Here is a 13,760-nt window from a genome sequence, read left to right as displayed (position 1 = left end):
AGGAAATCTCATCACCTAATTAAGTAAGGCTATATCATGAGCGCCCCTAACGCTTCCCTCAATCTCGACGAGATCGATCAGCGAATGCTCGAGGCATTGGCGCGCAATGCCCGGATATCCTTGAAAGAGCTGGCGGAAGTAGCCGGCCTGTCGTCGCCGAGCGCGGCGGAGCGGCTGCGGCGGCTGGAGGAGCGGGGCATCATCTCGGCCTTCACCGTCGATATCGCGCCGGAGGCGATCGGCTATCCGCTACAGGCGATCGTCCGCGTCCGGCCTTTGCCCGGTCAGCTCCATGTCGTCGAACGGATCATCCAGGAGACGCCGGAATTCATCGAATGCGACAAGGTCACCGGCGACGATTGCTTTATCGGAAGGCTTGTGGTGCGCTCCATGGGCGAACTCGATGGCATACTGGACAAGATCACCGAGCGCGCGGAAACCAACACCTCGATGATCAAGGCGACACCGGTCAAGCGCCGGCTGCCGCCGCTTTCCCGCTAAATTCTTGCGTCAAACGCCGGTCGAGCCGAAACCGCCTGCGCCGCGCGTGGTTTCGCTGATCTCCGCAATCTCGGCGATACGCACTTGCATGACTGGCGCTATGACCATCTGCGCGATGCGCATGCCGCGGGTGATCTCGAACGGCTCCTCGCTGAGGTTGGCCAGCAGCACCTTCACTTCGCCGCGATAGTCGCTATCGATGGTACCGGGAGAGTTCAGGCAAGTGATGCCATGCTTGAAGGCAAGCCCGGAACGGGGGCGGATCTGCGCCTCGAAACCTTCGGGAACTTCGAAAATAAAGCCCGTTGGAACGAGAACCCGATTCCACGGCGCGATCGTCAGCGTCGCACCGTCGTCGATGGCGGCGCGCAGGTCCATACCGGCCGCGCCCTTGGTTTCGTAGGCCGGCAGTTCCAGGCCCTCGCCATGCGGCAGGCGGATGAGGTTCAGGGTCGGAGTGATATCGGTGTGAATGGTCATGCCGCAATAGTTTGCGCTCGAAAGCCGGAGGTCAATTGCATTTAGGACTTTGAGTCGCTAGATACGGCGCCAATTCACAGGATTCACAAGCATGGCCGAAAGTCTCGCCGAGGCGGTCTCCCGCCGCCGCACATTTGCTATTATCGCTCACCCGGACGCGGGCAAGACGACGCTCACCGAAAAGCTGCTGCTGTTCGGCGGCGCCATCCAGCTCGCCGGTGAGGTCAAGGCGAAGAAGGATCGCATGCAGACGCGCTCCGACTGGATGAAGATCGAGCGCGAGCGCGGCATCTCGGTCGTCACCTCCGTCATGACCTTCGAGTATGAAGGCAACGTCTTCAACATCCTCGACACACCCGGCCACGAAGACTTCGCCGACGATACCTATCGCACGCTGACGGCCGTCGATGCCGCCGTCATGGTCATCGACGCCGCCAAGGGTATTGAGCCGCGGACGCTGAAGCTGTTCGAAGTCTGCCGCATGCGCGACATCCCGATCATCACCTTCATCAACAAGATGGACCGCGAAAGTCGCGATCCTTTCGAAATCCTCGATGAGGTCGAAGAGAAGCTGGCGCTCGATACGGCGCCGGTCACCTGGCCGATCGGTCGCTCCAAGACGTTCTGCGGCTCTTATCATCTGGCTGACAATACGGTTCGCGGTTCCGATACCGAGGTCGAGGCGACGAAGGTGAACGGCCCGCAGGCGGTCGCCGACCGGTTGCCGGAAAACGAGCGCCAAGCCTTTATCGACGAAACGGAACTGGCGATCGAAGCCTGCCGCCCCTTCGACCGGGACTCCTTCCTGGAAGGTCATATGACGCCGGTCTTCTTCGGCTCGGCGCTGCGCAATTTCGGCGTTCGCGATCTCATCAATGCGCTCGGTGCATTCGCGCCGCCGCCGCGCGATCAGGTCGCCGACATCAGGACGGTGCACGCGACCGACGACAAGATGACGGCCTTCGTCTTCAAGATCCAGGCCAACATGGACCCGAACCACCGCGACCGCATTGCTTTTGCGCGCATCTGCTCCGGCAAGCTGGAGCGCGGCATGAAGGCGCGGTTGTCGCGCACCGGCAAGCAGCTCGGTCTCACCGCGCCGCAATTCTTCTTCGCCTCGCAGCGCCAGCTCGCCGATACCGCCTATGCCGGCGATGTCGTCGGCATTCCGAACCACGGCACGCTGCGCATCGGCGATACGTTGACGGAAGGCGAATCGCTGGTCTTCCAGGGCGTACCGAACTTCTCTCCGGAAATCCTGCGCCGCGTGCGCCTTGAGGATGCCATGAAGGCAAAGAAGCTCAAGGAAGCCCTGCAGCAGATGGCCGAAGAAGGCGTCGTGCAGCTGTTCTCGCCCGAAGATGGCTCGCCCGCCATCGTCGGCGTCGTCGGTGCCCTGCAACTCGACGTCTTGAAGGAGCGGCTGATGGCCGAATACGGCCTGCCGGTTTCCTTCGAAATGTCGCGCTTCTCCGTCTGCCGCTGGATCTCGGCCGATCAATCCGCCGACCTCGAAAAGTTCGTGACCGCACGCCGCGGCGACATCGCCCGCGATCTCGATGGAGACCCGGTCTTCCTCGCTCAGGACGGTTTCTCGCTGCGCTACGAGGCGGAACGTTACCCGGCTATCAAGATGGCCGCGATCAAGGAATATCATGCCGTCAAGGCGGCATGACCGGTTCGGATGCGTTTCGTTTTGGAATAGTGCCTTCGCGATGTTCCATCCGATATAGCGCTATGCCATAGTGCCGCCCGATGATCTCCTTGATCGGAACAGGCATTTTCATGATGAAATTTCTTGCGGTTCTTGCTCTGGCCTTCGTCGGCCTGATGCCGGTCGCAGCCGAGGCGCGAATCATTACCGATGCGGCCGGACGCACGGTGTCGGTGCCGGACAAGATCAACCGTATTTTGGTGGCCGGGCCACCCGCCGCCGCACTGGTCTATGTGCTGGCGCCGGAAAAACTGGTGGGTTGGGTCCATGCGCCCGATGATGCCGCCAAGGCCTATCTGATGCCGTCCGTGCGATCGCTGCCGACAGTTGGCCGTTTGACGGGCAAGGATGGAACCATCAGCTCGCAGACGGTCGTGGACGCCAAGCCCGATATCATCCTCGATGCCGGCACGGTCGATCCCACCTACAAGGCGTTGGCAGACAAGGTGCAGAGCGAGACGGGCATTCCCTATATCCTCATCGACGGCAGCTTTGCCCGCACAGCCGATACGCTTCGCGACGTCGGCGCCCTGATCGGCGTCGAGGGTCGCGCCAACAAGCTGGCCGATTATGCCGATGCCGAGATCAAGGATCTGAACGAGAAGCTTGCGACATTGCCCAACGATCCGCGCCCGCGCGTCTATTATGGTCGCGGCGCCGATGGGCTGGAGACAGGCCTTTCCGGCTCGATCAATCTGGAAATCCTCGATGCCGTCGGCACGATGAATGTTGCCGCCGCCGCCGGCAAGGGCGGCCTTGCCAAGGTGACCGTGCAGCAGGTCGTCAGCTGGAACCCGGATATCATCATTGCCGAGAGCCCCGCTTTCGCCGCTTCGGTGAAGAGCGATCCGCAATGGGCTGGGATCAAAGCAGTCAAGGACGGCAAGATCTTCGTGCCGCCCTCCTTGCCCTTCGGCTGGTTCGGTTCCCCGCCCGGCGTCAATCGGCTGCTCGGCGTGCGCTGGATGGAGAAGCTCATTTATCCGAAGCTCTTCCGCAGCGATTTTTCCGATGATGTGAAGCAATTCTACCAGCTGTTCTATCAGGTCGATCTGACCAATGATCAGTTGGCAGCGCTATTGAAGGGCATGAAGTAAGCTCTGTAGTCGAGGAGGCATTCATGGTCCGGGAAAACGAAATTCGCGAAAATGAGGTGGCCGTCGAGCCGCCCGCAGTTGTGGATGCCGGTCTCACCTTCATCGGCCGTATTTTCACGCCCTGGACCTCGCGCATGGAAACGCCGCGCCAGGGTCGGCATGATGGCCCCATCTGCCGGATCGAGATCTTCGAGCCTTGGGTGGCGGCGCTGCAGGGCGTGGAAGCCTTCGAGCGGCTGGAGGTTCTCTATTGGTTGGATCGGTCGCGCCGGGACCTCGTGCTGCAGAGCCCGGCCAATAGCGGCAAGGTGCATGGCACCTTCTCGCTGCGCTCACCGGTTCGGCCCAATCCCATCGGTACATCCATCGTCAAGCTGGAAGCGGTCGAGGGGAACGTATTGCTGGTGCGCGGCCTCGATTGCCTGGATGGTACGCCCTTGCTGGACCTGAAGCCGGACCGCACCCTGTTCAAACCGATCGCGCCGCCGCAGCCCGGAGATTTCCAGACCGGCGACGGCGAGACGGCACATTACTGCCGGAAGCGAGATGCTTAGGGCGCGTCATGAAACCGCTCCAAGCTATTGCTATCAGTCCACCGCGACCATGACGTCCGATGCCTTGATGACGGCATAGGCCGAGGAGCCCGTCGTCAGGCCCAGCTCGTCCACGGCCTCGTTGGTGATCGAGGAGGTGACGATCGAGCCGTTGCCGATGTCGATGCGGACATGCGCCGTCGTCGCGTGACCGGCGCGACAATATCGTCCTCTCCGGCGACAGGCCATCGAAATCCTACTCGCCGCGCGGATAGCGCTGGTTCTCTTCCAGCACGTTGAGGTCCATATGGTTGCGCATGTAGCGCTCCGATGCCTTTTGCAGCGGCTGGTAGTCCCAGGGATAGTAGGCGCCGTTGCGAAGCGCGGTGTAGACCACCCATCGCCGTGCCTGGCTCTCGCGCACGGCAGCGTCGAAGCTTGAAAGATCCCAGCGCGCCATGGCCTGCGCCGTCAGCCGGCTCAGCGTTTCCACGTAGGCCGGATCGCCGGCCAGATTGGTCAGCTCCTTCGGGTCGGCGTCGATGTCGAAGAGCATCGGCGGATCCTTCTCGCAAAGGATCAGCTTGTAGCGGCCGTCGCGCAGGCCTACGAGCGGCGCCTCGGAGCCCTCTGCGGCATATTCCATCGGCACGGGACTGCGGCCTCCGGTTCCAAGAACCAGCGGCGTCAGGTCCTCGCCATCGGTCCAGCGGCGCAGCGATGCGATGTCGATGCCGGCAAGGGCGGCGAGCGTCGGCGTCACGTCGAGCGTCGAAACCGGCTGGTCGATCCGCTTCGGCTGCCAGCCGGGCGCTGAGATCATCAGCGGCACGCGGGCGGAACCTTCGAAGAAGTTCATCTTGAACCACAGGCCGCGCTCGCCGAGCATGTCGCCGTGGTCGGAGACGAAGAGGATGATCGTGTTGTCGGCCATGCGGCCGCGCTCGAGCGTGTCCAATATCTCGCCGATCTTCTCGTCGACATAGGAGATGTTGGCGAAATAGCCGCGGCGCGCCCTGCGGATCTGTTCCGGCGTGATGTCGAAGGCGGTGTGGTCGCAGGCCTTCATCAGCCGCTGCGAATGCGGGTCCTGCCGTTCGAAGGGAATTTCGCCGACTTGCGGGTCGAGCGCCGGGCAATCCTCATAGAGATCCCAGAAGCGCCGGCGCGCGACATAGGGGTCGTGCGGATGCGTGAAGCTGACGGTCAGGCACCAGGGCCTTTCGTCTTGGCGGCGGGAGAGATCGTAGAGCTTGCGGGTCGCGTGATAGGCAACCTCGTCGTCATATTCCATCTGGTTGGTGATCTCGGCGACACCGGCCCCGGTGACCGAACCGAGATTGTGATACCACCAGTCGATACGCTCGCCGGGCTTGGTATAGTCCGGAGTCCAGCCGAAATCGGCGGGGTAGATGTCTGTGGTCAGCCGCTCCTCGAAGCCATGCATCTGGTCCGGGCCGACGAAATGCATCTTGCCGGAGAGCGCCGTCTGATAGCCGGCGGCGCGCAGGTGGTGGGCGAAAGTCGGAATATCCGAGCAGAATTCGGCGGCATTGTCATAGACGCGCGTGCGGCTCGGCAACTGCCCGGACATGAAGGAAGCCCGCGCCGGCGCGCAGAGCGGGCTTGCCGTATAGCTGTTGGCAAAGCGCACGGAACGCTTCGCCAGAGCCTTCAGGACCGGAGCATGCAGGAACTCGGCCGGGCCGTCGGGAAAGAACGTCCCGTTGAACTGATCGACCATGAGGATGAGGATATTCGGGCGGGACATGCCGGTGTCTTTCTCGATAATCAGAGGCCGATGGCTGCGAGGCGGCTCATTGCAGGCAAGCGCATGGCGGTGATTCCTTGTTATTGGATTATTTTATTGAACATCACTGGAGTTCCCGCTGTGAAGCAGGCATTTTTCGATAGATGCCAAAAGGAAATTTTATGGTTGAACGTCTCGTCGATCTTGGTTGGCTGCGGATATTTCTGGAAGTGGGCCGCTCCGGCAGCCTCTCCGCCGCCGCTGCAGCGCTTGGCCTGACGCAACCGGCCGTCAGCTATCAGATCCGCCGCATCGAAGAGCAGATGGGCGTATCCCTGTTTCGCCGCCAGCATCGCGGCGTCGAGCTTTCGCCGGAGGGCCGGCGCCTGTTCGAGATCGTCGAAAAATCCGTCGGCAGCGTCGACCATCTGGTGCGCAGTTTCCGCGCCGAGGCGGAACGGCCATCCGTCCGCCTGCGCACGGATTATGCTTTTTCCGCGCTGTGGCTCATTCCGCGCATGCATGCATTCCGGTTGCTTCACCCGGAAGTGGATATCCAGATCGTCGCCACACAGCGGCTGGATCGTGGCGGGCCGGAAAGTGGCGATATCGCCGTCTTCTTCGGCACGCGCAACGAATTCGGTCCTGACGCCACCTTGCTTCTGCCGGAAAAGGTCGTGCCGATCTGCACCAGGGGTTTCGCGGAGCGCCACGGCCCGTTCACTGATCCCTCGCAGCTAGCAGGCACCACGCTCGTCCATCTCGATACGGAGATCCCGTCGCCCTGGTTCGACTGGGAAAGCTATCTTTCTGCCTTCAGCATTGCCCGCGACGCCTATGCCGGCCGCGGCGATCTGCGCTTCAACACCTATTCGCTGGTCGTGCAGGCAGCGCTCAGTGAGCAGGGCGTTGCCATCGGCTGGATGGGCCTTGTCGATTCCCTGCTCTCCGCGCGGACGATGGTGACGGTGGGTCCCATGCTGGAGGCGCCGGAGCGCGGCTATTGGCTGCTGCCACCGGCCGCCGCGAACCCGGAGGCGGAGCAGCTGGTGCAATGGCTGCTCACCGAAGCCGCCACCGGATGATCATCATGGTCTATTCCGCCGTAAGATCGGCAAGAAACGTCTCGCACCAGCGCGATACGTCATTTTCCAGCAGATAATCCATCATGCCGCGCCAGCGCTCCTGCCGCTCCTGTAGCGGCATGTTGATGGCGCGCGCCAGCGCGTTGGCGGTGCCGTCGACATCATAAGGATTGACCAGCAACGCGCCCTTCAGCTTGCGCGCGGCCCCGGCAAAGCGCGATAGCACCAGCACGCCCGGGTTTTCAGGGTCTTGCGCCGCGACATATTCCTTGGCGACGAGGTTCATACCGTCGCGTAGCGGCGTCACGAGCCCGACCTTCGCAAGCCGGTAAAGGCCTGCCAGGATCGGGCGGCTGATCGAACGGTTGATATAGCGGATCGGCACCCAGTCGACCGTCCCGATCGCGCCATTGACCCGGCCCGCCTGTTCGGCAACCGCGTTCTGCATCGCCTCATATTCGGGGACTTCCGAGCGAGATTTCGGCGTGATCTGCAGATAGGTGATGCTGCGTTGGTGAGCGGGGTTGTTGGTGATGAAGCGTTCGAAAGCGTCGATGCGCTGCGTGATGCCCTTGGAGTAGTCGAGCCGGTCGACGCCGAGGATCAGGTCGCGGCCTTCAATGCTTTGCCGCACCTTCTGCACCATGCTGTGCGACGCGGCCCTGCGGGCAAATTCGGCAAAACCCGCCGTCTCGATACCGATCGAGTAGGCGCCGCCGCGAAAATCATGGCCGTGGGCGCTGAAATGGCCGGGACTTCTCTCGATGCCCATCCCCTCGCGCTTCAGGCAGCCCGCAAAGTTTTCAAGATCGTAATCGGTTTGGAAGCCGAGCAGATCGTAGGAGGAAAGGCCACGCATGATCTCCTCATGCACCGGCATGGCAAGCACGACATCAGCCGGCGGCCAGGGAATGTGCAGGAAGAAGCCGATGCGGTTCTTCAAGCCCATCTGCCGCAGCTCCGCCGCAAGCGGAATGAGATGATAGTCATGCACCCAGATGATGTCGTCAGGCTCGATCAGCGGTGCAAGCCGGTGGGCGAAGAAGCGGTTGACCCGGAAATAGCCGGTCATTTCCTTGCGGGCATATTCGGCGAGATCGAGCCGGTAATGGCAGATCGGCCAGAGCACGCGGTTCGCAAAGCCCTGATAATATTCTTCGACATCGGTCTGGGTCAGATCGGTCAGCGCATAGGTGATGTTGCCGTCCTGCGTCATCTTCAGCGGCTCGGGCTCGACGTCGCCGCTCGATTTGCCGGACCAGCCCATCCAGATGCCGCCGCGCTCGGCAAGAGCTGCTTGCAACGCCACGGCAAGGCCGCCCGCAGCTGCTGCACCCTTGTGATCGGGCACGGAAACGCGGTTGGAAACAATGATGAGACGACTCAACGGTAACTTCCTTTCGAGAAGGCTGGGATCGGTGTCGACGTGATCGACTGATTACTTGACGAGCGTTCCCAGCACGTCCCTTAAACGCGCAGGCGAGCCAATGGATGCACGCGCAAGCGTTTTTCCGTTGGCATCGCCGATGCGCACGGATTGGCCGCCGAGACGGTTGGCGGCGGCAAACATCGTCTCGTCGGTCACGTCGTCGCCGATCGCAACCGGGCGGCGCCCTTCGAAGGGCGTTTCGGCAAGAAACGCCTCGACGGCGTATCCCTTGCTGGCATGCGCGGGGCAGATTTCGATCACCATCTTGCCGCGCTGCAGGTTCCAGTCGGAACCGGCTTCCTCCAGATGGCGTTGCATGACCTCGCCGATTTCGGCCTCGTATGCGGGTGCATGCCGGAAGTGAACCGCAACCGCGGCCCCCTTGTCCTCGACGATGGCGCCGGGCCAGGCTTGGGCCTCGTAGGAGATGGTCTGCTTCATTGCTTGGAAGGCTGGCGGAATATGCGCTCGCCGCAGCCGCCCGGCCGCATCACGCCGCTCCGCGCCATGCAGGCCGGCGACAGGAAAGCGGAAGGGCGCGAAAAGGGGATCGACGAATTCGATGGCGCGGCCCGTCACCAGGGCGAGCGCGCCGCCGAGCTGGCGGGAAAGCGCATGCAGCGTGCCGGGCAGATAGTCGGGCACGACGATCGCCTCCGGCCTTTCGGCGAGATCGAGCAGGGTTCCGTCGATATCGAGGAACAAGGCCCAGTCCTGCGGATACAATGAGAGTGCGGTAAGGGCCGGCTCATTCAGCGGCCTCGGTTTGGCTTCACCCTGTTCGGGCCGTTCCTGAGAAGACATGCTGGGTTAGCTAAGGCGCTCTTCCCATTTGGCAAGACAAAAAATAGCAGCTCAAAATCAAAAGGGGCCGCCTTAAGCGACCCCCCATGAGCTTTGGCCCGTAACTGGCCTGAAGCGACGAACGCTTCGGGAAGGTGCTGGTCAGAGCGAGGGCTGCCTCGCAACGTTCACAACCATTTCCATGCCGTATACAAAGACCGAAATCTCACTAGACATTGGATCACCTTCCTTTCGTTACGTTTCAGACAAGCTAAACGTAGCTCAAATTTGACCTGATGCAAGAGGCACGGTCTTGAAGAGCTTCACACTTATTGTCGCAGTGAAATGTGTTGCCCGCCGCATGTCGGGCAAGAGCCCTGCCGCAGCGGCCTTCACAAAGAAAATGTTGCGATGCGAAACGTGAACGGACGAAGCGTCAAATATCTGTCATCTTGCACCGCGCGGCATGGAAAATTAAGACTTTATTATCCATTCCGCATAAACAATCGTCCTAGAGCCGGATGATTTTAGGTCGGCTCGACCTAAAATCTGAATCCGCTCTAGAATCGAAGAAGTAGAGCGTGATGTCGTCCGAAAACCGCCTACACATTTCGGCATCACGCTCTGGATTTGCCATTCTCCCGCGAGACAGGAACACAGGCGGGAATCGGAGTATTAAGACACATGTGTCGCTGGGCAGCCTATCGTGGAGACCCCCTCTATCTGGAGGAGCTGGTGTCTTCGCCCGCCCACTCCCTGATCGAACAATCCCATTGCGCCACGCGCGCCAAGACGGCGACCAACGGTGACGGCTTCGGCATCGCCTGGTATGGCGACCGACCGGAGCCTGGCCGTTACCGCGATATCCTGCCGGCCTGGTCCGATTGCAATCTGAAGAGCCTGGCGCGGCAGATCCGTTCGCCGCTCTTCCTCGCCCATGTCCGCGCGGCCACCGGCGGCGGCACACGGCGCGACAATTGCCATCCCTTCGTCTTCGAGAACTGGTCCTTCCAGCACAATGGCCAGATTTCCAATTTCGACCGCCTGCGCCGGCCGATGGAAGCCATGCTCGACGACCGGCTGTTCCATGCCCGCAGCGGCACAACCGATTCCGAACTCCTGTTCCTGTTGGCGATGCAGTTCGGTCTTACGACGAACCCGACGGCGGCGATCGCTCAGACCATTGGTTTCGTCGAGGGCTTGTCGCTGCATCTCACGGGCTCGGTGCTGGTGCGCTTCACGGCGGCCTTCTCCGACGGCAAGTCGCTCTACGCCATCCGCTATGCGACAGACCGCAAGGCGCCGACGCTGTATGCCTCGCCTGTCGGGTCAGGCTACTGCCTCGTATCGGAGCCGCTGAACGACGATGTCGATGCCTGGCGCGAGATCCCCGATGGCAGCGCCGTTCTGATCGACGACACGGGCGTCCATGTCACGCCCTTCCAGCCGGAAGAGCATGCCGTCGGAGAGATCCGGACACCGGCTGCTATCCCTGCTTGAACTGTTCCGATATCAGCGCCGCCAGCCGCACCGCCACTTCATCCTTGTCGAGATCGGGCCACTGCTCGACGCCGCCGTGACTGACAATCTTCACGCGGTTTCGTGTACCCCCCATGATGCCGGTTGCTGGCGAGACGTCGTTGGCGACGATAAAGTCGGCGCCTTTGCGTTCGAGCTTCGCGCGGGCATTGCTCTCGACATCCTGGGTTTCGGCGGCAAAGCCGATGACGAGTTTCGGCCGCTGCGTATGGTGGCCGACCGTTTTCAATATGTCGGGATTTTCGGTGAGCGCCAGCGTTGGGATCGATTCGCCCGGATGTTTCTTGATCTTCTGGTCCGATGCGGAAGCGACGCGCCAGTCCGCGACCGCCGCCACCATCACGGCGATATCAGCCGGAAGGGCCGCAAGCACCGCGTCGCGCATCTCATCCGCCCGCTCGACATGGATGACGTTGAGGCCGACCGGATCGGGTATGGTGACCGGGCCGGAGACGAGCGTGACATCGGCGCCGAGCGCAGCAAGCGCCGCGGCGATCGCATGTCCCTGCCGTCCCGACGAGCGGTTGGCGATGTAGCGGACCGGGTCGATCGGCTCATGTGTCGGTCCCGAAGTGACGACCGCCTTCTTGCCGGCTAGCGGCTTGGCGCCGTCGTCCAGCCGACGCTCGACGGCTGCGACGATATCGAGCGGTTCCGCCATCCGGCCAGCGCCGCTTTCGCCGCTCTCGGCCATTTCGCCGGTCATAGGGCCGATGAAGGCGATGCCGTCGCTGCGTAGAGTTTCGACGTTGCGCCTAGTCGCGGGATGGGCCCACATCTTGGGGTTCATGGCGGGGGCTGCGAGGACTGGTCTGTCCGTGGCGAGCAATATGGTCGAGGCGAGATCATCGGCCAGCCCGTTTGCCATCTTGGCGAGCAGATCGGCAGTCGCGGGCGCGATCAGCACGAAGTCGCAGTCGCGCGCCAGCCTTATATGGCCGACATCCTGCTCATCCTGCCGCGAAAACAGATCGGTGAAGACATGGTCGGCGGCAAGCGCGCCGACGGCAAGCGACGTGATGAACTCCTGTGCGCCCGATGTCATAACGGGCCGCACGCTTGCGCCGCGCTCGCGCAGCCGGCGGATGAGATCGAGGCTTTTATAGGCCGCGATACCGCCGGAGATGATGAGGAGGATGCGCTTTCCTGCGAGAACCATGCCTGAACCCGTCGCCTGTTCTTTTGTTCACAAGCCTAAGCCTTTGGCGTGTCATAGGCAATCGGGGCATTGCCATATGATGGTTGTGGGCCACGCTCGCCTCCATTTTCAGCGTGTAATCACGTGGGTCTCACGTCCTTGTCATTTGCGAGTGCCTTCCGTCCCGAACAACACTGAACGCATTAACGATCGAAGGAGTAACGTCTTGAAACTGATGAAAGTCGCTGTCATCGCCCTGCCAGTCATGGCTGCCGCCGTGCCGGCCTTTGCCGAGCGTGCCTATTCGCCACAGGAGCAGAAGAACAAGGAAATCGTTCTGGATTTCTACCAGAAGGCGCTGAACGACAAGGATTTCGACGCGGCTTCCAAATATCTCGGCAAGTACATCCAGCATAATCCTCTTGCAGCCGATGGCCCCGAAGGCCTGCGCGGTTTCCTGGATTACCTGAAGAAAAATTATCCGCAGTCGAAGAGCGAGATCAAGCGCGTGATGGTCGATGGCGATTATGTGATCCTGCGCGTCCACGCCATTCGCCAGCCGGGCGATCGCGGCAGCGCCATCGTCGATATCTTCCGCGTCGAGGACAACAAGATCCAGGAACATTGGGATTCGGTGCAGCCGATCCCCGAGACCTCGAAGAACGACAATACGATGTTCTGAGCGGAGGGGTCGCAAGGGATATAGAATCCACGGCTCATTCAAAGCATTCAAGCAACATGATCCCGCAACCATTTCATATGTTGCGGGATCATGTCCGCGTTCCGATCATCGCCGATGTGGGCGACGATAATCGCGCCGAGAAAAGGCGCCGTCAGGTACGTGTGATCGAAAGGCCACCGTCCACCAGCGAAGCGGTGCCGCTGACGAAGCTTGCGTCATCGGAGGCAAGATAGAGAACCGAGCGAGCGATCTCTTCGGGGCCGGCGACGCGCTTCAGCGCATGCAGATTGGTTATGAAAGCCTGCTTTTCGGCCGTATCGTTCATGTCGCGATACATATCGGTATCGACCGCACCCGGCAGTACGGCATTGACGCGCACATTCTGCGGGCCGAATTCCGCAGCCAGCGTTTGCGTCAGGCCGATCAGGCCGGATTTGCTGGCGGCATAGGCGGCGACGCCCGGGAAGCTGACGGTATGGCCGACAAAGGTCGATGTGAAAATCACGGAGCCACCGCCGTGCTTGATCATTTCGCCGATCTGGTGCTTGGCGGCCAGGAAGGACGCAGTGAGGTTGATCGCCAGCGCTTCGGAAAAGCCTGCCTCCGAAACTTCGGTGCTGGGGCCGGCCTCGCCGATTGTGCCGGCATTGTTGAAGGCAATATCAAGCTTGCCGTAACGCTCGACTGCAAGGGCGACCAGAGCTTTGTGATAGTCTTCCGAGCGTACATCGCCGGCCAATACGGCTGCTTCACCGCCGGCTGCCTTGATCTCGGCGGCAAGGCTTTCCAGCTCTGCCGCGCGGCGAGCGCCGACGACAACCTTGGCACCTTCGGCGGCGAAGAGCTTCGCGGTGACGCGGCCGATACCGGAACTGGCGCCGGTGACGATTGCGACTTTTCCATTCAAGCGGTTCATTGTTCCATCTCCTGTGTGAGAATGTGTCTTTCGGTTTGTCCGATACGAGGAAGATGGCCTTTTCCGATCGTTCGGATTAGTCTTTAAAAAGAGGAATTCGAATTCGGAGTTTC

Annotated in this window: 14 protein-coding genes; 7 read left to right on the top strand and 7 right to left on the bottom strand. The window is 61.3% G+C overall.

Annotated elements, in window-relative coordinates; all coding sequences use genetic code 11:
- Nucleotides 1-36 precede the first annotated feature (36 nt).
- Entirely contained in the window at nucleotides 37-501 is a 465-nt protein-coding gene (locus PH552_RS17935; RefSeq protein WP_183762347.1) for an Lrp/AsnC family transcriptional regulator, read from the top strand.
- Nucleotides 502-510: 9 nt separating this feature from the next.
- Here the strand turns inward: PH552_RS17935 and dut are convergent, their stop codons facing one another.
- Complete coding sequence (gene dut / locus PH552_RS17930; protein ID WP_169644209.1) at nucleotides 511-981, bottom strand: dUTP diphosphatase; 471 nt, start codon at nucleotides 979-981, stop codon at nucleotides 511-513.
- Between the two features lie 91 nt (nucleotides 982-1,072).
- Here dut and PH552_RS17925 point away from each other — a divergent pair, with 91 nt between their 5' ends.
- From PH552_RS17925 to tsaA, 3 genes are all read left to right on the top strand, one after another.
- On the top strand, nucleotides 1,073-2,656 hold the full coding sequence (locus PH552_RS17925) for a peptide chain release factor 3 (RefSeq protein WP_112343600.1): 1,584 nt from the start codon (nucleotides 1,073-1,075) through the stop codon (nucleotides 2,654-2,656).
- Between the two features lie 110 nt (nucleotides 2,657-2,766).
- Nucleotides 2,767-3,792, top strand: a complete 1,026-nt coding sequence (locus PH552_RS17920; protein ID WP_183762350.1) for an iron ABC transporter substrate-binding protein — start codon at nucleotides 2,767-2,769, stop codon at nucleotides 3,790-3,792.
- Nucleotides 3,793-3,815: 23 nt separating this feature from the next.
- Nucleotides 3,816-4,346, top strand: coding sequence for a tRNA (N6-threonylcarbamoyladenosine(37)-N6)-methyltransferase TrmO (tsaA, locus tag PH552_RS17915; protein WP_183762353.1), 531 nt, complete (start codon nucleotides 3,816-3,818; stop codon nucleotides 4,344-4,346).
- A gap of 33 nt (nucleotides 4,347-4,379) precedes the next feature.
- Here tsaA and PH552_RS17910 read toward each other — a convergent pair whose 3' ends face one another.
- Both PH552_RS17910 and betC read right to left on the bottom strand, forming a co-directional pair.
- Nucleotides 4,380-4,574: a TOBE domain-containing protein gene (locus PH552_RS17910; RefSeq protein WP_183762356.1), complete on the bottom strand. Its 195-nt coding sequence runs from the start codon at nucleotides 4,572-4,574 to the stop codon at nucleotides 4,380-4,382.
- Nucleotides 4,575-4,581: 7 nt separating this feature from the next.
- Nucleotides 4,582-6,096, bottom strand: a complete 1,515-nt coding sequence (betC, locus tag PH552_RS17905; RefSeq protein ID WP_183762359.1) for a choline-sulfatase — start codon at nucleotides 6,094-6,096, stop codon at nucleotides 4,582-4,584.
- A gap of 161 nt (nucleotides 6,097-6,257) precedes the next feature.
- Between betC and PH552_RS17900 the strand changes: the two genes are divergently transcribed.
- The gene (locus PH552_RS17900; RefSeq protein WP_183762362.1) at nucleotides 6,258-7,160 is read left to right on the top strand and encodes a choline sulfate utilization transcriptional regulator; all 903 of its coding nucleotides are present in this window, start codon (nucleotides 6,258-6,260) and stop codon (nucleotides 7,158-7,160) included.
- A 10-nt stretch (nucleotides 7,161-7,170) separates the two neighbouring features.
- Here the strand turns inward: PH552_RS17900 and otsA are convergent, their stop codons facing one another.
- Nucleotides 7,171-8,547, bottom strand: a complete 1,377-nt coding sequence (gene otsA, locus PH552_RS17895) for an alpha,alpha-trehalose-phosphate synthase (UDP-forming) (RefSeq protein ID WP_183762365.1) — start codon at nucleotides 8,545-8,547, stop codon at nucleotides 7,171-7,173.
- 51 nt (nucleotides 8,548-8,598) lie between these two features.
- Nucleotides 8,599-9,393: a trehalose-phosphatase gene (otsB, locus tag PH552_RS17890; protein WP_183762378.1), complete on the bottom strand. Its 795-nt coding sequence runs from the start codon at nucleotides 9,391-9,393 to the stop codon at nucleotides 8,599-8,601.
- Between the two features lie 663 nt (nucleotides 9,394-10,056).
- Here otsB and PH552_RS17885 point away from each other — a divergent pair.
- Nucleotides 10,057-10,872, top strand: coding sequence for a class II glutamine amidotransferase (locus PH552_RS17885; RefSeq protein ID WP_183762381.1), 816 nt, complete (start codon nucleotides 10,057-10,059; stop codon nucleotides 10,870-10,872).
- On the opposite strand, the gene coaBC is transcribed toward PH552_RS17885, so the two are convergent.
- Complete coding sequence (coaBC, locus tag PH552_RS17880) at nucleotides 10,859-12,070, bottom strand: bifunctional phosphopantothenoylcysteine decarboxylase/phosphopantothenate--cysteine ligase CoaBC (RefSeq protein ID WP_183762384.1); 1,212 nt, start codon at nucleotides 12,068-12,070, stop codon at nucleotides 10,859-10,861. The genes PH552_RS17885 and coaBC overlap by 14 nt on opposite strands.
- A gap of 214 nt (nucleotides 12,071-12,284) precedes the next feature.
- On the opposite strand from coaBC, the gene PH552_RS17875 reads away from it, so the two are divergent.
- On the top strand, nucleotides 12,285-12,731 hold the full coding sequence (locus PH552_RS17875; protein WP_183762740.1) for a nuclear transport factor 2 family protein: 447 nt from the start codon (nucleotides 12,285-12,287) through the stop codon (nucleotides 12,729-12,731).
- 151 nt (nucleotides 12,732-12,882) lie between these two features.
- On the opposite strand, the gene PH552_RS17870 is transcribed toward PH552_RS17875, so the two are convergent.
- Entirely contained in the window at nucleotides 12,883-13,647 is a 765-nt protein-coding gene (locus PH552_RS17870; protein WP_169644233.1) for an SDR family oxidoreductase, read from the bottom strand.
- Nucleotides 13,648-13,760: the final 113 nt, after the last annotated feature.

Origin of the sequence: Rhizobium aureum, assembly GCF_030182495.1 — a bacterium.
Classification (GTDB): Bacteria; Pseudomonadota; Alphaproteobacteria; order Rhizobiales; family Rhizobiaceae; genus Rhizobium; species Rhizobium tropici_C.
Note: the sequence above shows the minus strand (reverse complement) of the source record. Positions and strands in the feature narration are given on the sequence as shown.